Genomic DNA, 20,268 nt, shown 5'->3' with positions numbered 1-20,268 from the left:
AGCCGCGTCATGCGCGCCCTGACCGTCCTGCTGGCCGCCCTGCCCCTCCTGCTGCTCCCCGCCTGCTCGTCGGGCAGCAGCCACAAGGCCGAGAAGCCCCGGACCCCGGCCGCCGCCTCGAACCCCACCGGCACGACGCCCTCCTGGGCGAAGGGCATGAAGACCGTCCCCGAGGACAAGCTGCCGCCCGAGGCACGGCGTACCCTCGAACTCATCGCCAAGGGCGGCCCCTTCCCGTACGACAAGGACGGCACCGTCTTCGGCAACTACGAGAACCGGCTCCCCAAGCAGGCCCGCGGCTACTACCACGAGTACACGGTCCCGACACCCGGCTCCCGCGACCGCGGCGCCCGCCGCATCATCACCGGGGAACACTCCGAGCGCTACTACACCAGCGACCACTACCAGACCTTCGAAGCGGTGGTGCACCCATGACCGGCACACTGCCCGCCCCCGGCCTCCCGGGCATCCTCAACGGAACGACGCCCCCCGGCATCTACCGCCTGCCCCCCGCCGAAGCACCCGCGGACGTCCTGGCCCGCGCCGCCGAGGCCGACTGGCGGGGCGCGAGGCTCCAGCTCACGGGCGTCCACGACAAGGCCGCCTTCCTCGACCGCTGCGCCGCCGACCTGGAGTTCCCCGAGTGGTTCGGCCGCAACTGGGACGCCCTCGCCGACTGCCTCACGGACCTGTCGTGGTGGGGCTCGGGCAAGTTCCGCGGCTACCTGATGCTCGCCGAGGACTGGGACGCCTTCCGCAAGGCGGCCCCCGACGACGCCCGGACGGCGGAGGCCGTGCTCCACGACGCCGTCGCCTACTGGGCCGGCACCGAATCACCCCTGGTCGTCCTGCTGGGCTGACCGGCTGACGGCGGCCGGGGCACGCTCCGCGCCCCGGCCGGTCCGGCTCAGAGCCAGTTCCGCTTGCCGCCGACCTCCGCGAGCCACTGGTTGAGATAGGCCGCCCAGTCGGTCTGCGCGTACGCGTGCAGATCCACGGTGAAGGAGCGGTAGGTGTCGCTGCCCGAGCCGAACAGCCCCGGCTTCTTGTCCATCTCCAGCACGACGTCCATCGCACGGCCGTCCGCGACGAACGACAGCTCGACCTCGCTCAGCCCCCGGTACTGGTCCGGGACGCGGAACTCGATCTCCTGGTAGAAGGGCAGCTGCTGCCGCGTGCCCCGGATGGTGCCGCGCTCCAGATCGGCGGACTTGAAGCCGAAGCCGAGCCGCCCGAAGGCGTCGAGGATCGCCTGCTGGGCCGGGAGCGGGTGGACGTTCACCGGATCGAGGTCGCTCGAGTCCACGGCGCGGGCGATGGCGAGGTGCGTCGTCACGCCCACGCTCATCCCCGTGAGGTGCCGGCCCAGGAACATGGTGATCGGCGTCTCCCAGGGGACCTCCAGCCCGAACGGCACCACGTGCACCGCCTCCGGCTGCACCTCGAACGCCCCGCCCAGCCGCACGCGCGTGAACTCGACGTCCTGCTTGTACTCGCCGTCGTCCCCCTCGACCTCGACGCGAGCCTGAAGCCCCACCGACAGCCCCTCGATCTGCTGCGGGACCGAGCCCCCCTGAATGCGCACCTCGCCCTGCACCACTCCGCCGGGCACGACGTTCTGCTCGAACAGCACCGTCTCGACCGAAGCACCGCCCGCACCCAGGCTCGCCAGGAGCTTCTTGAAAACCATTGCGCTCTTCCTCCCACGACCCGCCGGGCGGGCCCTTCCAGTACGCTCGATCGGCATGATCGCCGCGCCTGACCGTATGCCACTCGCCCGCGAGTTCTTCGACCGTCCGGTCCTCGAGGTAGCCCCGGAACTGCTCGGCCGCACCCTCGTCCGGACGACCCCCGAGGGGCCGATCGAGGTCCGCATCACGGAGGTCGAGGCATACGCGGGCGAGAAGGACCCCGGCTCGCACGCCTACCGCGGCCGCACGGAGCGCAACGCGTCGATGTTCGGTCCGCCGGGCCACGCGTACGTCTACTTCATCTACGGAATGTGGTTCAGCCTGAACCTCGTCTGCGGACCCGAGGGCACGGCCAGCGGAGTCCTGCTGCGCGGCGGCGAAGTGATCAAGGGCGCCGACCTGGCCCGCGCCCGCCGCCCGAAGGCGCGCCGCGACACCGAACTCGCCCAGGGCCCGGCACGCCTCGCGACGGCCCTCGACATCGACCGGAGCCTCAACGGGACGGACGTCTGCACGGGCATCGGCGCACCGCTGGCCGTACTGGAGGGCAGCCCCGTCCCCGCGGACCGGGTACGGAGCGGGCCGCGCACGGGTGTGGGCGGTGCGGGGGCGAACCACCCCTGGCGCTTCTGGGCGGACGGCGACCCGACGGTCAGTGCCTACCGGGCACACGTGCCGCGCGACCGGAGCAAGCGCGGGCAGCAAGCCGGTGCTTGACTCCGGAGCGGGGAGGGCCTAACGTAGGCAAGCCGCTTGAGACGGGCAGCGCCGTGTGCGCGTCCGAGACTGGCGGTCACCACCACTACTGCGAGGACTTCCCGGATCGGGGTCTATTTCGGCGTGCCGAAATATGACTGCGATCGGCTCGATTAGGAGCCGCAAGGGAAATCCGCTAAAGTAGTGATCACGCCGGAAGGCGCGAAACAAACCCCGCTCCAACAGGGGGCCGGAAACGGAATTCGGACCGGAAACGGAACGGAAAACGGATCTGGTAAGGTTGGAAACAACGAAGGGAAGCGCCCGGAGGAAAGCCCGAGAGGGTGAGTACAAAGGAAGCGTCCGTTCCTTGAGAACTCAACAGCGTGCCAAAAGTCAACGCCAGATATGTTGACACCCCGTCCATCTCGATGGATGAGGTTCCTTTAAAAGTCCTGCCGGGTCCGTATCGGATCGGGTAGGCGATTTCACAGCGAGGACGCTGTGAACGGCCGGGCTTATTCCGCCTGGCTGTTCCGCTCAACGCGAGTGTGACCGGCAGTTTTTAATTAAACGCAGCCCGGTAAACATTCACGGAGAGTTTGATCCTGGCTCAGGACGAACGCTGGCGGCGTGCTTAACACATGCAAGTCGAACGATGAAGCCCTTCGGGGTGGATTAGTGGCGAACGGGTGAGTAACACGTGGGCAATCTGCCCTGCACTCTGGGACAAGCCCTGGAAACGGGGTCTAATACCGGATACGACCTGCCGAGGCATCTTGGCGGGTGGAAAGCTCCGGCGGTGCAGGATGAGCCCGCGGCCTATCAGCTTGTTGGTGGGGTGATGGCCTACCAAGGCGACGACGGGTAGCCGGCCTGAGAGGGCGACCGGCCACACTGGGACTGAGACACGGCCCAGACTCCTACGGGAGGCAGCAGTGGGGAATATTGCACAATGGGCGAAAGCCTGATGCAGCGACGCCGCGTGAGGGATGACGGCCTTCGGGTTGTAAACCTCTTTCAGCAGGGAAGAAGCGAAAGTGACGGTACCTGCAGAAGAAGCGCCGGCTAACTACGTGCCAGCAGCCGCGGTAATACGTAGGGCGCAAGCGTTGTCCGGAATTATTGGGCGTAAAGAGCTCGTAGGCGGCTTGTCGCGTCGGATGTGAAAGCCCGGGGCTTAACCCCGGGTCTGCATTCGATACGGGCAGGCTAGAGTTCGGTAGGGGAGATCGGAATTCCTGGTGTAGCGGTGAAATGCGCAGATATCAGGAGGAACACCGGTGGCGAAGGCGGATCTCTGGGCCGATACTGACGCTGAGGAGCGAAAGCGTGGGGAGCGAACAGGATTAGATACCCTGGTAGTCCACGCCGTAAACGTTGGGCACTAGGTGTGGGCGACATTCCACGTCGTCCGTGCCGCAGCTAACGCATTAAGTGCCCCGCCTGGGGAGTACGGCCGCAAGGCTAAAACTCAAAGGAATTGACGGGGGCCCGCACAAGCAGCGGAGCATGTGGCTTAATTCGACGCAACGCGAAGAACCTTACCAAGGCTTGACATACACCGGAAAGCGCTAGAGATAGTGCCCCCCTTGTGGTCGGTGTACAGGTGGTGCATGGCTGTCGTCAGCTCGTGTCGTGAGATGTTGGGTTAAGTCCCGCAACGAGCGCAACCCTTGTTCTGTGTTGCCAGCATGCCTTTCGGGGTGATGGGGACTCACAGGAGACTGCCGGGGTCAACTCGGAGGAAGGTGGGGACGACGTCAAGTCATCATGCCCCTTATGTCTTGGGCTGCACACGTGCTACAATGGCCGGTACAATGAGCTGCGATACCGCGAGGTGGAGCGAATCTCAAAAAGCCGGTCTCAGTTCGGATTGGGGTCTGCAACTCGACCCCATGAAGTTGGAGTTGCTAGTAATCGCAGATCAGCATTGCTGCGGTGAATACGTTCCCGGGCCTTGTACACACCGCCCGTCACGTCACGAAAGTCGGTAACACCCGAAGCCGGTGGCCCAACCCTTGTGGAGGGAGCCGTCGAAGGTGGGACTGGCGATTGGGACGAAGTCGTAACAAGGTAGCCGTACCGGAAGGTGCGGCTGGATCACCTCCTTTCTAAGGAGCACATAGCCGGCTGCAAGCGAATGTCTTGCACGGTTGCTCATGGGTGGAACGTTGACTATTCGGCACAGTTTCTTAAGGGTCATCAGTACTGCTTCGGCGTGGAACGTGACTTCTGAAGGGCTGGGCCGGGCACGCTGTTGGGTATCTGAGGGTGCGAGCGTTGCTCGAACCTTCGCGATGCCGGCCCCAGTGAACTCCGGTCTGCTGATCGGGGGTGATGGGTGGCTGGTCGTTGCTTGAGAACTGCACAGTGGACGCGAGCATCTGTGGCCAAGTTTTTAAGGGCGCACGGTGGATGCCTTGGCACCAGGAACCGATGAAGGACGTGGGAGGCCGCGATAGGCCCCGGGGAGCTGTCAACCGAGCTGTGATCCGGGGGTGTCCGAATGGGGAAACCCGGCAGTCGTCATGGGCTGTCACCCGCTGCTGAACACATAGGCAGTGTGGAGGGAACGCGGGGAAGTGAAACATCTCAGTACCCGCAGGAAGAGAAAACAACCGTGATTCCGGGAGTAGTGGCGAGCGAAACCGGATGAGGCCAAACCGTATGTGTGTGATACCCGGCAGGGGTTGCGCATGCGGGGTTGTGGGACCTCTCTTTCATGGTCTGCCGGCCATGAGACGAGTCAGAAACCGTTGATGTAGGCGAAGGACATGCGAAAGGTCCGGCGTAGAGGGTAAGACCCCCGTAGCTGAAACATTAGCGGCTCGTTTGAGAGACACCCAAGTAGCACGGGGCCCGAGAAATCCCGTGTGAATCTGGCGGGACCACCCGCTAAGCCTAAATATTCCCTGGTGACCGATAGCGGATAGTACCGTGAGGGAATGGTGAAAAGTACCGCGGGAGCGGAGTGAAATAGTACCTGAAACCGTGTGCCTACAAGCCGTGGGAGCGTCGCGTTGAGTGCTTGCACTCAACGTCGTGACTGCGTGCCTTTTGAAGAATGAGCCTGCGAGTTTGCGGTATGTTGCGAGGTTAACTCGTGTGGGGAAGCCGTAGCGAAAGCGAGTCCGAATAGGGCGTTTGAGTAGCGTGCCCAAGACCCGAAGCGGAGTGATCTAGCCATGGGCAGGTTGAAGCGGAGGTAAGACTTCGTGGAGGACCGAACCCACCAGGGTTGAAAACCTGGGGGATGACCTGTGGTTAGGGGTGAAAGGCCAATCAAACTCCGTGATAGCTGGTTCTCCCCGAAATGCATTTAGGTGCAGCGTCGTGTGTTTCTTGCCGGAGGTAGAGCACTGGATAGGCGATGGGCCCTACCGGGTTACTGACCTTAGCCAAACTCCGAATGCCGGTAAGTGAGAGCGCGGCAGTGAGACTGTGGGGGATAAGCTCCATGGTCGAGAGGGAAACAGCCCAGAGCATCGACTAAGGCCCCTAAGCGTACGCTAAGTGGGAAAGGATGTGGAGTCGCAGAGACAACCAGGAGGTTGGCTTAGAAGCAGCCACCCTTGAAAGAGTGCGTAATAGCTCACTGGTCAAGTGATTCCGCGCCGACAATGTAGCGGGGCTCAAGCGTACCGCCGAAGTCGTGTCATTCACACAACAGCCTCAACGGGTGTGTGGATGGGTAGGGGAGCGTCGTGTGCCGGGTGAAGCAGCCGTGGAAACGAGTTGTGGACGGTTCACGAGTGAGAATGCAGGCATGAGTAGCGATACACACGTGGGAAACGTGTGCGCCGATTGACTAAGGGTTCCTGGGTCAAGCTGATCTGCCCAGGGTAAGTCGGGACCTAAGGCGAGGCCGACAGGCGTAGTCGATGGACAACCGGTTGATATTCCGGTACCCGCTTTGAAACGCCCAATATCGAATCAGGCGATGCTAAGTCCGTGAAGCCGCCCTGGATCCTTCGGGTGAAGGGGAGTGGTGGAGCCGACGGACCAGACTTGTAGTAGGTAAGCGATGGGGTGACGCAGGAAGGTAGTCCAGCCCGGGCGGTGGTTGTCCCGGGGTAAGGGTGTAGGGCGTTGTGTAGGCAAATCCGCACAACATGCAGCCTGAGACCTGATGCCGAGCCGATTGTGGTGAAGTGGATGATCCTATGCTGTCGAGAAAAGCCTCTAGCGAGTTTCATGGCGGCCCGTACCCTAAACCGACTCAGGTGGTCAGGTAGAGAATACCGAGGCGTTCGGGTGAACTATGGTTAAGGAACTCGGCAAAATGCCCCCGTAACTTCGGGAGAAGGGGGGCCATTCCTGGTGATAGCACTTGCTGCTTGAGCTGGGGGTGGCCGCAGAGACCAGCGAGAAGCGACTGTTTACTAAAAACACAGGTCCGTGCGAAGCCGTAAGGCGATGTATACGGACTGACGCCTGCCCGGTGCTGGAACGTTAAGGGGACCGGTTAGCTCTGTTTCGACGGGGCGAAGCTGAGAACTTAAGCGCCAGTAAACGGCGGTGGTAACTATAACCATCCTAAGGTAGCGAAATTCCTTGTCGGGTAAGTTCCGACCTGCACGAATGGCGTAACGACTTCTCGACTGTCTCAACCATAGGCCCGGTGAAATTGCACTACGAGTAAAGATGCTCGTTTCGCGCAGCAGGACGGAAAGACCCCGGGACCTTTACTACAGCTTGATATTGGTGTTCGGTTCGGCTTGTGTAGGATAGGTGGGAGACTGTGAAGCATGCACGCCAGTGTGTGTGGAGTCGTCGTTGAAATACCACTCTGGTCGTGCTGGATGTCTAACCTGGGTCCGTGATCCGGATCAGGGACAGTGTCTGGTGGGTAGTTTAACTGGGGCGGTTGCCTCCTAAAGGGTAACGGAGGCGCCCAAAGGTTCCCTCAGCCTGGTTGGCAATCAGGTGTTGAGTGTAAGTGCACAAGGGAGCTTGACTGTGAGACCGACGGGTCGAGCAGGGACGAAAGTCGGGACTAGTGATCCGGCGGTGGCTTGTGGAAGCGCCGTCGCTCAACGGATAAAAGGTACCCCGGGGATAACAGGCTGATCTTCCCCAAGAGTCCATATCGACGGGATGGTTTGGCACCTCGATGTCGGCTCGTCGCATCCTGGGGCTGGAGTCGGTCCCAAGGGTTGGGCTGTTCGCCCATTAAAGCGGTACGCGAGCTGGGTTTAGAACGTCGTGAGACAGTTCGGTCCCTATCCGCTGTGCGCGTAGGAGTCTTGAGAAGGGCTGTCCCTAGTACGAGAGGACCGGGACGGACGAACCTCTGGTGTGCCAGTTGTCCTGCCAAGGGCATGGCTGGTTGGCTACGTTCGGGAGGGATAACCGCTGAAAGCATCTAAGCGGGAAGCCTGCTTCGAGATGAGGACTCCCACCCACTTGATGGGGTAAGGCTCCCAGTAGACGACTGGGTTGATAGGCCAGGTGTGGAAGACCGGTAACGGTTGGAGCTGACTGGTACTAATAGGCCGAGGGCTTGTCCTCAGTTGCTCGCGTCCACTGTGTGGTTCCCGGGTTGCGAACAGTCGCACCGGTTGAACCAGCTTCACTGTTAATTGAAGAGTGTGCTTGTTCGCTAAGCGCCGATATCCCGCTCCGCGGGGTGGCCCGATAGAGTTTCGGTGGTCATAGCGTTAGGGAAACGCCCGGTTACATTCCGAACCCGGAAGCTAAGCCTTTCAGCGCCGATGGTACTGCAGGGGGGACCCTGTGGGAGAGTAGGACGCCGCCGAACAATCTTTCAAGGACCCTTGGTCCCAGCGTTCAGCTGGGACCAAGGGTCCTTTTTTGTTTTTCTGTTTGTTTTTGCACGTAGCGCGCCTGTCTGCCGGGTGCGCGAGAATGACTGCGGTACCCGAAGACAGGAGTCACGTCGATGTCCACCAACTCACCCGACGATCGCTCGGGCGGCGACGCACGTCGCGGAGGCCCCCGCGGCCCGCGTGGTGGCGGCTTCGGCCGTCGCGACGACCGCGCCGGTGGCTTCCGTCGCGACGACCGCGGCCCGCGCCGCGACGACGACCGTGGTGGCTTCCGTCGCGACGACCGTCCCTCTTTCCGTCGTGACGACGAGCGTGGCGGTTTCCGTCGCGATGAGCGTCGTGACGACCGTGGTCCTCGTCGTGACGACGACCGTGGTGGCTTCCGTCGTGATGACCGTGGTGGTCGTCCCGGTGGTGGCGGCTTCGGTGGCCGTCGTGAGGACCGTCCGTCCTTCCGTCGTGACGACGACCGCGGTGGTTTCCGCCGTGACGAGCGCCGTGACGACCGCGGCCCGCGCCGCGACGACGACCGTGGTGGTTACGGCCGTCGTGAGGACCGTCCGTCCTTCCGTCGTGACGACGAGCGTGGCGGTTTCCGTCGCGATGAGCGCCGCGATGACCGTGGTCCTCGTCGTGACGACGACCGTGGTGGCTTCCGTCGTGATGACCGTGGTGGTCGTCCCGGTGGTGGCGGCTTCGGTGGCCGTCGTGAGGACCGTCCGTCCTTCCGTCGTGACGACGACCGCGGTGGTTTCCGCCGTGACGAGCGCCGTGACGACCGCGGCCCGCGCCGCGACGACGAGCGCGGTGGTTACGGCCGTCGTGAGGACCGTCCGTCCTTCCGTCGTGACGACGAGCGTGGCGGTTTCCGTCGCGATGAGCGCCGCGATGACCGTGGTCCTCGTCGTGACGACGACCGTGGTGGTTACGGCCGTCGCGACGAGCGCCGCGACGAGCGTCCCGGTGGCGGCTTCCGCCGTGACGAGCGCCGTGACGACCGTGGTCCCCGCCGTGACGACGAGCGTGGCGGCTTCCGTCGCGAGGAGCGCCGCGACGACCGCGGTGGTTTCCGCCGTGACGAGCGCCGTGACGACCGCGGCCCGCGCCGCGACGACGACCGCGGTGGCTACCGCGGCGGCCGCGACGACCGTGGCCCGCGCCGTCCGTTCCGTGACGACCGCCAGGGTGGCGCCCGCGGCGGCTACCGGGGCCGCGACGACCGCGCCGGTGGCTACGGCCGTCGCGAGGACCGTGACCGTGACCGCGACCGGGAGCCCGTGAAGCGGCTGCCGATCCCGGAAGAGGTCACCGGCGAAGAGATCGACAAGGACGTCCGGCAGGAGCTGATGAGCCTGCCGAAGACGCTCGCCGAGGACGTCGCACGCAACCTTGTCATGGTCGCCAAGCTCCTGGACGAGGAGCCCGAGCAGGCCTATGAGTACTCGCGGGTCGCGCTGCGGCTCGCCTCCCGCGTGGCCGCCGTGCGCGAGGCCGCCGGCTTCGCCGCGTACGCCACCGGCAAGTACTCCGAGGCGCTCGCCGAGTTCCGCGCCGCGCGCCGGATGACCGGCTCGGTCGAGCTGTGGCCCGTCATGGCCGACTGCGAGCGCGGCATGGGCCGCCCGGAGCGGGCCCTGGCCATGGCCGGTGAGCCCGAGGTCCAGAAGCTCGACAAGGCCGGCCAGGTCGAGATGCGTCTGGTCGCCGCCGGTGCCCGCAAGGACATGGGCCAGGCCGATGCGGCCGTCGTGACCCTGCAGAGCCCCGAGCTGGCGTCCAGCTCGGTCCAGCCGTGGACCGCGCGCCTGCGGTACGCCTACGCCGACGCGCTCCTCGAGGTCGGGCGCGAGACCGAGGCCCGCGAGTGGTTCGCCAAGGCGCTCGAGGCCGACCAGGGCGGCACGACCAACGCCTCCGACCGGCTCGCCGAGCTGGACGGCGTGGAGTTCACCGACGCCCTGGACGAGTCCGGGGCCGAGGAGGCCGACGAGGCCGGCAAGGACGCGGTCGCCGAGGAGAAGGCGGCCGAGGACACCGAGTCCGCTGAGCCCGCCGAGTCCGAGCCCGTCTCCGACGCCAAGGACGCCGCGGCCAAGGACACCGACGGCGAGAGCTGATCGCTGATCATGAATGAGGGCGGAACCCCCGGGGTTCCGCCCTCATTCGCGTTTGCGGCTCGGTTCGGCTCAGTTCAGCGCGAGGCTCCGCAGCACCAGGCCGGTCGCCGGCTTGGGCCCGAAGGACGTCGACTTGCGCGGCATCGTGACGCCCTGCTCGGCGAGTTCCCGCACCACGTCCTCGTGGACGGGGTGCATCAGCACCGCCGTGCCGCCGTGCCGCTCGGCCTGGGCGACGGCCGCCTCCGTCTCGTGGATGTAGCCGATGTGCTCGGGGTCGTCCGGCACCTGCCAGAGGTGCTCCAGCAGGACCGAGTGCAGAACCGTTGCGTCCAGCTCGCGCCAGGCCCTGGGGCGGTCTGCCGGAACCGTACGGTCCAGCAGGGCGGGGTCGGGGCGGTCCAGGAGATGGAAGCGGCCGTCGCCGGCGAGCACGAACGCGTTGCCCCCCTCGCGGACGGCGGCCTCCAGGGCTTCGAGGGCCTTGGACAGCGAGCCTTCGAGGGTGCGGACGCGGAAGGCGTCGCCCAGCGCGGCCAGGGCGTCGGCGACCGGCAGGCGGTGCAGCAGGCGGTGGATGGCCCGTACGCGCAGGGGGTAGCGGGCGGTGTCCACGAGGAGGACCAGGCCGAAGTCCCAGGGGCCGGGCTCCGGCTGCTCGTCGCGCAGGCGCAGGTAGGTGGCCCAGCGGTGGTGGCCGTCCGCGATGAGGGCGTGCCGGTGGGCGAGGTCCTTGTCGATGACGGCGAGGTCGTCCGGGTCGGTGACGGACCAGAGGCGGTGTGCGTAGCCGTCGTCGGTGGTGGTGGACAGCAGCGGCTCGGTGCCGATCACCCGCTCGATGACGCCGGCCGCGCCCTCGCAGCCGTTGCCGTTGCCCCGGTAGGAGAAGAGCAGGGGTTCGAGGTTGGCCGCGGTGTCGCGCATGAGGGCGGCGCGGTCCTCGATGATGTGCGGCATGACGTCCTCGTGGGGGAGGACGATGCCCTCGGCGGGCGGGGTGAGGCGCAGGGCGCCGATCAGGCCGCGCTGGAGGATGCCCTCGCCGCGCTGCTCGTAGACGTAGAGCGCGGGTTCCGGGTCGGGGGCGAGGACGTTCTCCTCCTGCCAGCGGCGCAGGGTGTCGGCGGCCTGGCGGTGCCGGTCGGCTGCGGTGGCGGCCTGGGGGAGGATGAGGCGGACGATGTTGTGCGGGTCGGCGGTCTCCAGGTGGCGCAGGCCGTCGGGCCGGACGACGACGTCGTACGGCGGCGACGTGACCGCCGCGAGGCTGCCCACCTGCTCGGGGACGTAGCGCAGCCCTCGGAAGGGGGCGAGCCGAAGCCCGTGCCCCGCCTGACCGTCCTTGCCGTGGCCTGGAGTGCTCATTGTGAAATGTTATGTCTCCCGGGCGGATGAGCAATGATCTGTTAAGAAACTTGAAATACAAGGAGTGCACCCAGCATGAACCAGACCGTCCGGACCCGGCCCGAGGGCAGCGAGCGGCCGCTGAGCGCCGCCTATGACACCGCGCTGCTGGACCTCGACGGTGTGGTGTACGCGGGGGGCGTGGCCATTGCGCACGCCGTGGAGTCGCTGGAGACGGCGCGGGCGGGCGGGATGCACCTCGCCTATGTGACGAACAACGCCGCCCGCACCCCCGAGACGGTCGCCGGGCACCTGACGGAGCTGGGCATACCGGCCGAGCCGGCGGACGTGATCACTTCGGCGCAGGCGGCGGCCCGGCTGATTGCCGATCAGTTCCCGGCCGGATCACGGGTGTTGGTGATCGGTGAGGAGGGGCTCCGGGTCGCGCTGCGGGAGCGCGGGCTGGTGCCGGTGGAGTCCGCGGACGACGATCCGGTGGCGGTCGTGCAGGGCTACGGCGGTCCGGACATGCCGTGGTCGCGGCTGATGGAGGCGTCGTATGCGGTGGCGCGCGGGGTGCCGTGGTTCGCCTCCAACACGGACCTGACGATTCCGAGCGAGCGCGGCATTGCGCCGGGCAACGGCTCGGCGGTGCAGGTCGTACGGCTGGCCACGGGGGCGGAGCCGCAGGTGGCGGGGAAGCCGCTGCCGCCGATGCACCGGGAGACGATCCTGCGGACCGGCGCGGAGCGGCCGCTCGTGGTCGGGGACCGGCTGGACACGGACATCGAGGGGGCGTACGTCGGCGGGGTGGACTCGCTGCTGGTGCTGACGGGGGTGACGACGGCTGCGGATGTGCTGGGGGCGGAGCCGAAGTACCGGCCGACGTATGTGGCGGAGGATTTGCGGGGCTTGCTTGCCCCGCAGCCCGAGGTCGTCGGCTTCGGTGTGGCCGAGGGGTTTCGGTGTGGGGGGTGGGTTGCGTCGGTGAGCGGTGGTGCGCTTGAGCTTGAGGGCGAGGGGGAGCGGATTGATGCGCTGAGGGCGCTGTGTGCGGTGGCGTGGACGGTGGCGGGGGATGGGGCGTGTGGGCTGGATGCGGGGAAGGTGCTCGCGCGGTTGGGGTGGTAGGGGGCGCCTGCGGCGGGCCTTTCCCCACCCCGCCCCTTCCCGAAACTGGGGCTGCGCCCCAGACCCCGGGACCGCGCTGCGCGCGACCGCGCGGCGGAGCCGCAAATCGAGCACAGCCTCAAACGCCGGACGGGCTGATTTTCAGCAAGTCTTCCTCCGTCGCGCCGCGGCGCCAGTAGCCGGTGAACGTTACTGCGCGGCGGTTCAGGCCGCGGTCGGTGACGAGGTGGCGGCGGAGGGCGCGGATGGTGTGGGATTCGCCCGCGATCCAGGCGTACGGCGTGCCCGAGGGCAGCTCGGCGGCGCGGACGGCGTCCAGTACGGATACTGCGGGCGCTGCGGGGTCCTCGCCGATCAGCCAGGTGACGTCGGCTTCCGCCGCCGTGGGGAGGTCCTGGACGTCGTCCGGGTGCGGGACCTCGATCCAGACCTTGGCGGGGGTGCCCGCCGGCAGCCAGGCCAGGATGCCCGCCGCCGCGGGCAGGGCGGAGGCGTCGGCGGTGATCAGCACCCAGTCCGTGCCGGCCGGCGGCTGGAAGTCGACGCCGCCGTTGTCCTCGGCCACCGGGCCGAGGACGGCGACGCGGTCGCCGGGGCGGGCGGTGCGGGACCAGAGCGAGGCCGGGCCGCCGTGCCCGGTTCCCTCGCCGTGCTGGACGAAGTCGACGTCCAGTTCGGCCGGTTCGCGGCGCAGCTCGCGGACGGTGTACGAGCGCATGACGGCCCGTACGTCCGGGTCCTGGGCGCGCCACTCCGCGTACCAGCCGGTGCCCAGGTCGTCCGGCAGCACGGGGGCGTCCTGGCCGGGCCGGGGCAGGAACAGCTTGAAGCGCTGGTCGCGGCCGCCGGTGATCATGTCGGCGAGGCGGTCGCCGCCGAAGGTGACGCGGACCAGGGCGGGGCTGACGCGTTCGGTGCGTATGACGTGGAGGTCGAACCAGCGGTAGGGCGGTGGCGGCGACGCTGGCGTGGTGGCGGTCATCGCGGGGTGGGGTCCCTTCCGGGGTCAGGAGGTCTTCTTGGCCTTCTCGATCGCCGCGGCGAGGCCCTCCAGGAGCGGGGCGCAGCCGGCGTAGGAGAAGCGGGGCTCGCTGAGCCAGGGGGCGACCTGTCCGGCCCGGACGGCGGGGAGCTTCTGCCAGGTCGGCCTGGCGGTGAGGTCCGTGGGCTGGAGGGCGGAGGTGCGGCTGTCCAGGATGATCAGGTCGGCCGGGTACTTGTCGATGTTCTCCCAGCTCAGGCTCTCGAAGTAGCCGCCCTTGTCGAGCTTTTGCGGGACGACGAGGTCGACGCCCAGCTCGCGGAAGTACATGAGGTCGGCGTTGACGGCCGGGTTGGAGACGTAGAACAGGTCGGCGCTCGCGGAGGCGGCCATGACCTTGACGGGGTTGGCCTTGGCGGCCCTGCGCAGCGTCTCGGCGGCCTGTTCGAAGCGGGCCTTGGCGTCGGTGACCTTCTTGGCGCCGAGGTCGGCGCCGAGGGACTCGGCCAGTGCGGCGTAGCGCTTGATGGGCTCCAACATGGAGACCCGGGCGGAGGTGAGGCCGACACCGGGGGCGAGGCCGAGGATCTTCTTCTTGCCGTCCTCGGGCACGTACCAGAGCGCGTCCGGCTCGAACATGTTGCTGACGAGCAGTTCGGGGTTGAGCGCCGCGTACTTCTCGATGTTGAACTCGCCCCAGGTGTTGCCGAGGACGGTCACCTTGTCGACGTCGAGGTCGCCGGCCTGGGGGTCGGGCTTGCCGTCCTTGAGCCTGGTGGGGCCGAAGACGCCGACGCATTCGATGCCGAAGTCGTGCAGGGCGGCCGCGGTGCCGGTGAACGCGACGATGCGCTGGGGGGTGCGGTCGGCCTTCGCCGTCTGCCCGCGGTCGTCCTTGAAGGCCCACGGGCCGCCCTTGCCGCCGGAGGACGGGCCCGAGGAGTCCGCCGAGCCGCCCCCGCAGGCGGTGAGGAGGGCGCCGAGCCCCAGGGCGCCGCCTGCGGCGAGAAGGCCGCGGCGGGAAATGGCTGTGGTGCGGGGGGTGCTCATGGGGGTGGTGCTCTCTCCGTGAGGAACGTGAAGGGTGTTTGTGAGGGTAGGCTAACCTAAGCTCGTGTTGGTCGACAGTCCCCCTCAACCGAGCGCAACCCCCAAGGCCGTTCCCCGCCGACGAGGCGTCACCCGTGCCGCGGGGCTGCCCGTCGCCCTGGGCGTGCTGCTGCTGGTCGTGCTCGCGTCCCTCGCCATCGGCGCCAAGCAGATGCCCCTCGGCCAGGTCTGGCACGGGCTGTTCCACTACGCAGGCAGCGACACCGACGTGGTCGTGCGGGACGTACGCGTCCCCCGCACCCTGCTCGGCCTGCTCGCCGGAACCGCCCTCGGGCTCGCGGGAGCCGTCATGCAGGCGCTCACCCGCAACCCGCTCGCCGACCCGGGGCTGTTCGGCATCAACGCCGGGGCCGCGGCCGCCGTCGTCTCCGGCATCGCCTTCCTCGGCGTCACCTCGCTGACCGGATACGTGTGGTTCGCCTTCCTGGGCGCCGCCGCCGTGTCCGTCGTGGTGTACGCGCTCGGCGGCAGCCGGGGCGCCACGCCCGTCCGCCTGGCCCTCGCGGGCACCGCCGTCACCGCCGCGCTCAACGGCTACATCTACTCCGTCGAACTGATGGACTCCGCCGCGCTGGACAGGATGCGCTTCTGGACCGTCGGTTCGCTGGCCTCCGCCAACGCGACCGTGGTCGCCCAGGTCGCGCCGTACCTGGCGGTCGGCGTCGTCCTCGCCCTCGCGCTGGCGAAGCCGCTCAACGCCATGGCCCTCGGCGACGACCAGGCCCGCGCGCTCGGCACCCGGCCGGCCGTCACCCGCGCCCTCGCCCTCGCCGCCGTCACCCTGCTGTGCGGCGCGGCGACCGCGGCCTGCGGGCCCGTCGTCTTCGTCGGGCTGATGGTCCCGCACGCCGTCCGCTCGTTCACCGGCCCCGACCTGCGGTGGATCCTGCCCTACGCGGCCCTGCTCTCGCCCGTGCTGCTGCTCGGCACGGACATCCTCGGCCGGGTCGTGGTCCGCCCCTCCGAACTCCAGGTCGGCATCGTCACCGCGCTCGTCGGCGGCCCCTTGTTCATCCATCTCGTACGCCGCCGGAGGATGGCCCAGCTATGACAGCCACACCAGCGACAGCCACACGAGGCGCACGTGCCCTGCGCACCCGCGGCGGGCTCTCCCTGCGCGTGCACCCCCGGGCGGCGGCCGCCGTCCTGCTGCTCCTCGCGGGCGCGCTCCTGGCCTCCGTCGCCCTCATCGGCACCGGCGACTACCCGATGTCGTCCGCCGACGTCGTACGGACCCTGACCGGCGGCGGCACCCCGGCGCAGGAGTTCATCGTGCAGGACCTGCGGCTGCCGCGCGTCCTGGTCGGGCTGCTCGCCGGAGCGGCGCTCGCCCTGGCGGGCGCCGTCTTCCAGACCGTCTCCCGCAACCCGCTGGGCAGCCCGGACGTCATCGGCCTCGCCCAGGGCTCGGCGGCCGGCGCGCTGACCGTCATCGTCCTCTTCCAGGGCGGCACCGCGGCCGTGGCCACCGGATCGGTCGTCGGCGGCCTGGCCTCCGGCATCGCCATCTACGCCCTCGCCTGGAAAAAGGGCGTCCACGGCTACCGCTTCGTGCTCGTCGGCATCGCCATGTCCGCCGTCCTCACCGCCGTCGTCGGCTATCTGCTCACCAAGGCCGACCTCGCCGACGCCACCCGCTCGACCGCCTGGATGGTCGGCTCCCTCAACGGCCGCGACTGGAACCAGGTGTGGCCGCTGCTGGGCACCTGCGCGGTGCTCGGGCCCGTCGTCCTCGGGCACGGCCGGGCCCTGCGGATGCTGGAGATGGGCGACGACACCGCGTACGCGCTCGGCGTGCGCGTCGAACGCACCCGTCTCGTCACCATGGCCGGCGCCGTGCTGCTGACCTCCGCCGCCACGGCCGCCGCCGGTCCCATCGCCTTTGTCTCCCTCGCCGCCCCCCAGCTCGCCCGGCGCCTGACGCGCTCGCCCGGGCCCAACCTCACCGCCGCCGCCGTCACCGGCGCGGCCCTGCTGGTCACCGCCGACTGGTCGGCGCAGCGCCTCTTCGGGGCGGACCAGCTGCCCGTCGGGGCGCTCACCGGCATGCTCGGCGGCTGCTATCTGCTGTGGCTGCTCTTCACCGAGCGCAGGGCGGGACGGGTATGAGCACGCACTCGGACAGGAGCACCACCATGAGCCGGCTGACCGCCGAATCCGTCACCCTCGCCTACGACGGGCGGGTCATCGCGGAGGACCTCTCGGTCGCGATCCCCGACCACTCCTTCACCGTCATCGTCGGCCCCAACGCCTGCGGCAAGTCCACCCTGCTGCGCGCCCTCTCCCGGATGCTCAGGCCGCGGGCGGGCTCGGTGCTCCTGGACGGCGCGGCCATCGGCTCGTACCCCGCCAGGGAAGTCGCCCGCACGCTCGGGCTGCTGCCGCAGTCCTCGGTGGCGCCGGACGGGATCACCGTCGCCGACCTCGTCGCCCGCGGCCGCTACCCGCACCAGGGCCTGCTGCGCCAGTGGTCGCCGCAGGACGAGCGGATCGTCGCGGAGTCCATGGCCGCGACCGGCGTGGCGGCCCTCGCCGACCGGTACGTCGACGAGCTGTCCGGCGGCCAGCGCCAGCGGGTGTGGATCGCCATGGCCCTCGCCCAGCGGACCCCGCTGCTGCTCCTCGACGAACCCACCACCTACCTCGACATCCAGCACCAGATCGAGGTCCTCGACCTCTGCGCCGATCTGCACGAGACCCAGGGCCGCACCCTCGTCGCAGTGCTGCACGACCTCAACCACGCCGCGCGCTACGCCACCCACCTGATCGCCATGCGCGACGGCCGGGTGGTCGCCGAGGGAGCGCCCGCCGACATCGTGACCGCCGAGCTGGTGGAGCGGGTCTTCGGGCTGCGCTGCCAGGTGATCGAGGACCCGCAGACCGGCACCCCGCTGGTCGTACCGGCGGCCCGCCGGGCCACGGGGGCTACAGGATCGAGCGCAGCCGCAGCACGTCCCGCAGCGACGCCTTCAGCCTGACCCGGCCGCTCGCCCAGGCCCGCGCGAAGTTCAACCGGCCCTCGACCAGGGCCACCAGGTCGTCCCCGGCCATCTCCAGCGCGATCTCCGCGCGCTGCTCGGGGGCGCCCTCCAGGGTCCGCACCTCCCTGAGGTGGCCGTCCCTGAGATGGCCCGTGAAGGTGACGTCGAGGTCCGTCACATGACAGCTGAGCGAGCGGTCGAGCGCGGCGGCGTCGCGCAGCTCCCCGCCCGCCCCCGCGAGGTTCTCCGCCAGCCTGTCGAGTGCACCCACGCACTCTTCGATGGTCGCCATCGCAATGGACGGTACACCGGAGCGGCCGGAACGCAGGAGAAACACCCGTTACGGGGTAGCGTCGGGGCCATGACCGATCCCTTGACCGATCCGGTGACCGAGCCGAGTGGTGGGACCTCCGGCGAGCCCCCCGCCCCCCGGCCGCTCGGCGTCGAGCGCACCCCCACCGGCCACCCCGCCGTGGACGCCGGGCTGGCCCGGCTGGCGGACACGGACCACCTCGCGGTCGGCGGCCACCTGGAGGTGTACGAGGATGTACACGAGGGCCTGCGCAGCGCGCTGGGCGCGCTCGACCAGCGCCCCGGGCCGCCGCCACCCGAGGCCCCCACGCGTCCGTACGACAACAGGAGCTGAACCGCACGTGGCAGTGACCCGCCGCCGACTCGACGCGGAGCTGGTGCGCCGCAAGCTGGCCCGTTCGCGCGAGCACGCGAGCCAGCTGATCGCCGCAGGCCGCGTGACCGTGGGCGGCACGGTGGCGACCAAGGCCGCCACCCAGGTGGAGACCAGCGCCGCCCTCGTCGTCACGCAGGACGACAGCGACCCCGACTACGTCTCGCGCGGCGGCCACAAGCTCGCCGGGGCCCTCGCCGCCTTCGTGCCGCGCGGCCTGCGGGTCGAGGGCCGGCGGGCGCTCGACGCGGGCGCCTCCACCGGCGGCTTCACGGACGTCCTGCTGCGCGCGGGCGCCGCGCACGTCGTCGCCGTCGACGTCGGGTACGGGCAGCTCGCCTGGTCGCTGCAGAGCGACGAGCGGGTCACCGTCAAGGACCGGACCAACGTGCGCGAGCTGACCCTCGAGCAGATCGACGGCGTGCCGGTCGACCTGATCGTCGGTGACCTCTCCTTCATCCCCCTCGGCCTGGTGCTGCCCGCCCTGGTGGGCTGCGCCGCCCCCGACGCGGACCTGGTGCTGATGGTCAAGCCGCAGTTCGAGGTGGGCAAGGAACGGCTCGGCAGCGGCGGCGTGGTGCGCAGCCCCGAGCTGCGCGCCGAGATGGTGCGGGCCGTCGCCGCCCGCGCGGCCGAGCTGGGACTGGGCGTACTCGGGGTCACCGCCAGCCCGCTGCCCGGGCCCTCCGGCAATGTCGAGTACTTTCTGTGGCTGCGTGCCGGTGCGCCTGAACTGGACCCGGCGGATGTTGACCGTGCAGTGGCGGAGGGGCCCCGTTGACCACTTCAGAAGCATCATCGGCAGTATCGGCAGTACCGGCTCGACGCACCGTTTTCCTGCTTGCCCACACCGGCCGTCCAGCGGCCATCCGCAGTGCCGAACTCGTCGTCGAAGGGCTGCTGCGCTGCGGCATCGGGGTGCGGGTGCTGGCCGAGGAGGCCGCGGACCTGCCGCTGCCGGCCTCGGCCGAGCGGGTCGAGGCGGGACCGGGCAAGCCGGACGCCCTCGACGGCTGTGAGCTGCTGGTGGTGCTCGGCGGCGACGGCACCCTGCTGCGCGGCGCGGAGTTCGCGCGGCGCTCCGGGGTGCCGATGCTGGGCGTCAACCTCGGGCGGGTCGGCTTCCTCGCGGAGGCCGAGCGGGACGACCTCGACAAGGTCGTCGACCGGGTGGTGACGCGCTCCTACGAGGTCGAGGAGCGGATGACCCTCGACGTGCTCGTCCTCACCGACGGGCATGTCGTGCACGCCGACTGGGCGCTGAACGAGGCCTCGGTCGAGAAGGCGGCGCGCGAGCGCCTGCTGGAGGTCGTCACGGAGGTGGACGGGCGTCCGGTGTCCCGCTTCGGCGGCGACGGCGTGGTGTGCGCGACGCCCACCGGGTCCACCGCCTATGCCTTCTCGGCCGGCGGGCCGGTGGTCTGGCCCGAGGTGGAGGCCCTGCTGATGGTCCCCATCAGTGCGCACGCGCTGTTCGCCAAGCCGCTGGTGACGGCGCCGAATTCGGTGCTGGCGGTGGAGGTGCAGCCGCAGACGCCGAACGGGGTGCTGTGGTGCGACGGGCGGCGCAGCGTGGACCTGCCGGCCGGGGCGCGGGTGGAGGTGCGGCGGGGGGCCGTGCCGGTGCGGCTGGCACGGCTGCACCACGCGTCGTTCACGGACCGGCTGGTGGCGAAGTTCGCGCTGCCGGTGGCCGGGTGGCGGGGGGCGCCGCACTAGGCGGGGGGCGCTGCACT

The 20,268-nt window shown here is 68.7% G+C and carries 17 protein-coding genes and 3 rRNA genes; 15 read left to right on the top strand and 5 right to left on the bottom strand.

Translation table 11 applies throughout. The features are described from left to right. Positions 1-9: 9 nt before the first annotated feature. Positions 10-435, top strand: a complete 426-nt coding sequence (locus AC1Z4A_RS05900; protein WP_483676768.1) for a guanyl-specific ribonuclease — start codon at positions 10-12, stop codon at positions 433-435. Then, positions 432-860, top strand: coding sequence for a barstar family protein (locus AC1Z4A_RS05895; protein ID WP_483676767.1), 429 nt, complete (start codon positions 432-434; stop codon positions 858-860). The genes AC1Z4A_RS05900 and AC1Z4A_RS05895 overlap by 4 nt, the downstream gene beginning before the upstream one ends. Positions 861-907: 47 nt before the next feature. Here AC1Z4A_RS05895 and AC1Z4A_RS05890 read toward each other — a convergent pair whose 3' ends face one another. After that, positions 908-1,690 (bottom strand): sporulation protein, encoded by a 783-nt coding sequence (locus AC1Z4A_RS05890; protein WP_483676766.1) that lies wholly within the window; start codon positions 1,688-1,690, stop codon positions 908-910. 55 nt (positions 1,691-1,745) lie between these two features. Between AC1Z4A_RS05890 and AC1Z4A_RS05885 the strand changes: the two genes are divergently transcribed. The 6 genes from AC1Z4A_RS05885 to AC1Z4A_RS05860 all read left to right on the top strand — a co-directional run bounded on the left by AC1Z4A_RS05885 (position 1,746) and on the right by AC1Z4A_RS05860 (position 10,296). After that, positions 1,746-2,408: a DNA-3-methyladenine glycosylase gene (locus tag AC1Z4A_RS05885; protein ID WP_483676765.1), complete on the top strand. Its 663-nt coding sequence runs from the start codon at positions 1,746-1,748 to the stop codon at positions 2,406-2,408. 569 nt (positions 2,409-2,977) lie between these two features. Continuing rightward, positions 2,978-4,501, top strand: a 16S ribosomal RNA gene (locus AC1Z4A_RS05880). 277 nt (positions 4,502-4,778) lie between these two features. Further along, positions 4,779-7,901: ribosomal RNA gene (locus AC1Z4A_RS05875) — 23S ribosomal RNA — on the top strand. Positions 7,902-8,034: 133 nt separating this feature from the next. Beyond that, positions 8,035-8,151, top strand: a 5S ribosomal RNA gene (gene rrf / locus AC1Z4A_RS05870). The 16S, 23S and 5S rRNA genes sit together here, the layout of an rRNA operon. Before the next feature lie 244 nt (positions 8,152-8,395). Next, positions 8,396-9,460, top strand: a complete 1,065-nt coding sequence (locus AC1Z4A_RS05865; RefSeq protein WP_483676764.1) for a hypothetical protein — start codon at positions 8,396-8,398, stop codon at positions 9,458-9,460. Positions 9,461-9,525: 65 nt separating this feature from the next. Further along, positions 9,526-10,296 (top strand): tetratricopeptide repeat protein, encoded by a 771-nt coding sequence (locus tag AC1Z4A_RS05860; protein WP_483683512.1) that lies wholly within the window; start codon positions 9,526-9,528, stop codon positions 10,294-10,296. Between the two features lie 69 nt (positions 10,297-10,365). Here AC1Z4A_RS05860 and AC1Z4A_RS05855 read toward each other — a convergent pair whose 3' ends face one another. Continuing rightward, positions 10,366-11,664 (bottom strand): DUF1015 family protein, encoded by a 1,299-nt coding sequence (locus AC1Z4A_RS05855; RefSeq protein WP_483676763.1) that lies wholly within the window; start codon positions 11,662-11,664, stop codon positions 10,366-10,368. A gap of 75 nt (positions 11,665-11,739) precedes the next feature. On the opposite strand from AC1Z4A_RS05855, the gene AC1Z4A_RS05850 reads away from it, so the two are divergent. After that, complete coding sequence (locus AC1Z4A_RS05850) at positions 11,740-12,774, top strand: HAD-IIA family hydrolase (RefSeq protein WP_483676762.1); 1,035 nt, start codon at positions 11,740-11,742, stop codon at positions 12,772-12,774. Between the two features lie 118 nt (positions 12,775-12,892). On the opposite strand, the gene AC1Z4A_RS05845 is transcribed toward AC1Z4A_RS05850, so the two are convergent. Together AC1Z4A_RS05845 and AC1Z4A_RS05840 are read right to left on the bottom strand one after the other, a co-directional pair. After that, positions 12,893-13,756, bottom strand: a complete 864-nt coding sequence (locus AC1Z4A_RS05845; protein WP_483676761.1) for a siderophore-interacting protein — start codon at positions 13,754-13,756, stop codon at positions 12,893-12,895. A gap of 24 nt (positions 13,757-13,780) precedes the next feature. Continuing rightward, positions 13,781-14,806, bottom strand: coding sequence for an ABC transporter substrate-binding protein (locus AC1Z4A_RS05840; protein ID WP_483676760.1), 1,026 nt, complete (start codon positions 14,804-14,806; stop codon positions 13,781-13,783). Between the two features lie 64 nt (positions 14,807-14,870). Between AC1Z4A_RS05840 and AC1Z4A_RS05835 the strand changes: the two genes are divergently transcribed. Genes AC1Z4A_RS05835 through AC1Z4A_RS05825 form a run of 3 tightly spaced genes read left to right on the top strand, consistent with a single transcriptional unit; the run spans position 14,871 to position 17,844 of the window. Next, positions 14,871-15,917, top strand: a complete 1,047-nt coding sequence (locus AC1Z4A_RS05835) for a FecCD family ABC transporter permease (protein WP_483676759.1) — start codon at positions 14,871-14,873, stop codon at positions 15,915-15,917. Beyond that, positions 15,914-16,975 carry a FecCD family ABC transporter permease gene (locus AC1Z4A_RS05830; protein WP_483676758.1) on the top strand — a complete coding sequence of 354 codons (1,062 nt, stop codon included), beginning with the start codon at positions 15,914-15,916 and terminating at the stop codon, positions 16,973-16,975. Before AC1Z4A_RS05835 ends, AC1Z4A_RS05830 begins: the two co-directional genes overlap by 4 nt. A gap of 26 nt (positions 16,976-17,001) precedes the next feature. Then, entirely contained in the window at positions 17,002-17,844 is an 843-nt protein-coding gene (locus AC1Z4A_RS05825; protein ID WP_483676757.1) for an ABC transporter ATP-binding protein, read from the top strand. Here the strand turns inward: AC1Z4A_RS05825 and AC1Z4A_RS05820 are convergent. Further along, positions 17,792-18,139, bottom strand: coding sequence for a sterol-binding protein (locus tag AC1Z4A_RS05820; protein WP_483676756.1), 348 nt, complete (start codon positions 18,137-18,139; stop codon positions 17,792-17,794). The genes AC1Z4A_RS05825 and AC1Z4A_RS05820 overlap by 53 nt on opposite strands. 69 nt (positions 18,140-18,208) lie before the next feature. Here AC1Z4A_RS05820 and AC1Z4A_RS05815 point away from each other — a divergent pair, with 69 nt between their 5' ends. The 3 genes from AC1Z4A_RS05815 to AC1Z4A_RS05805 are packed head-to-tail and all read left to right on the top strand — an operon-like array spanning position 18,209 to position 20,251. Beyond that, positions 18,209-18,493, top strand: coding sequence for a hypothetical protein (locus AC1Z4A_RS05815; RefSeq protein WP_483676755.1), 285 nt, complete (start codon positions 18,209-18,211; stop codon positions 18,491-18,493). 13 nt (positions 18,494-18,506) lie between these two features. Continuing rightward, complete coding sequence (locus tag AC1Z4A_RS05810) at positions 18,507-19,313, top strand: TlyA family RNA methyltransferase (protein ID WP_483683511.1); 807 nt, start codon at positions 18,507-18,509, stop codon at positions 19,311-19,313. Further along, positions 19,310-20,251, top strand: coding sequence for an NAD kinase (locus AC1Z4A_RS05805; RefSeq protein ID WP_483676754.1), 942 nt, complete (start codon positions 19,310-19,312; stop codon positions 20,249-20,251). Before AC1Z4A_RS05810 ends, AC1Z4A_RS05805 begins: the two co-directional genes overlap by 4 nt. The last annotated feature ends 17 nt before the right edge of the window (positions 20,252-20,268 follow it).

This window comes from Streptomyces sp. 17_S59 (assembly GCF_056930295.1).
Note: the sequence above shows the minus strand (reverse complement) of the source record. Positions and strands in the feature narration are given on the sequence as shown.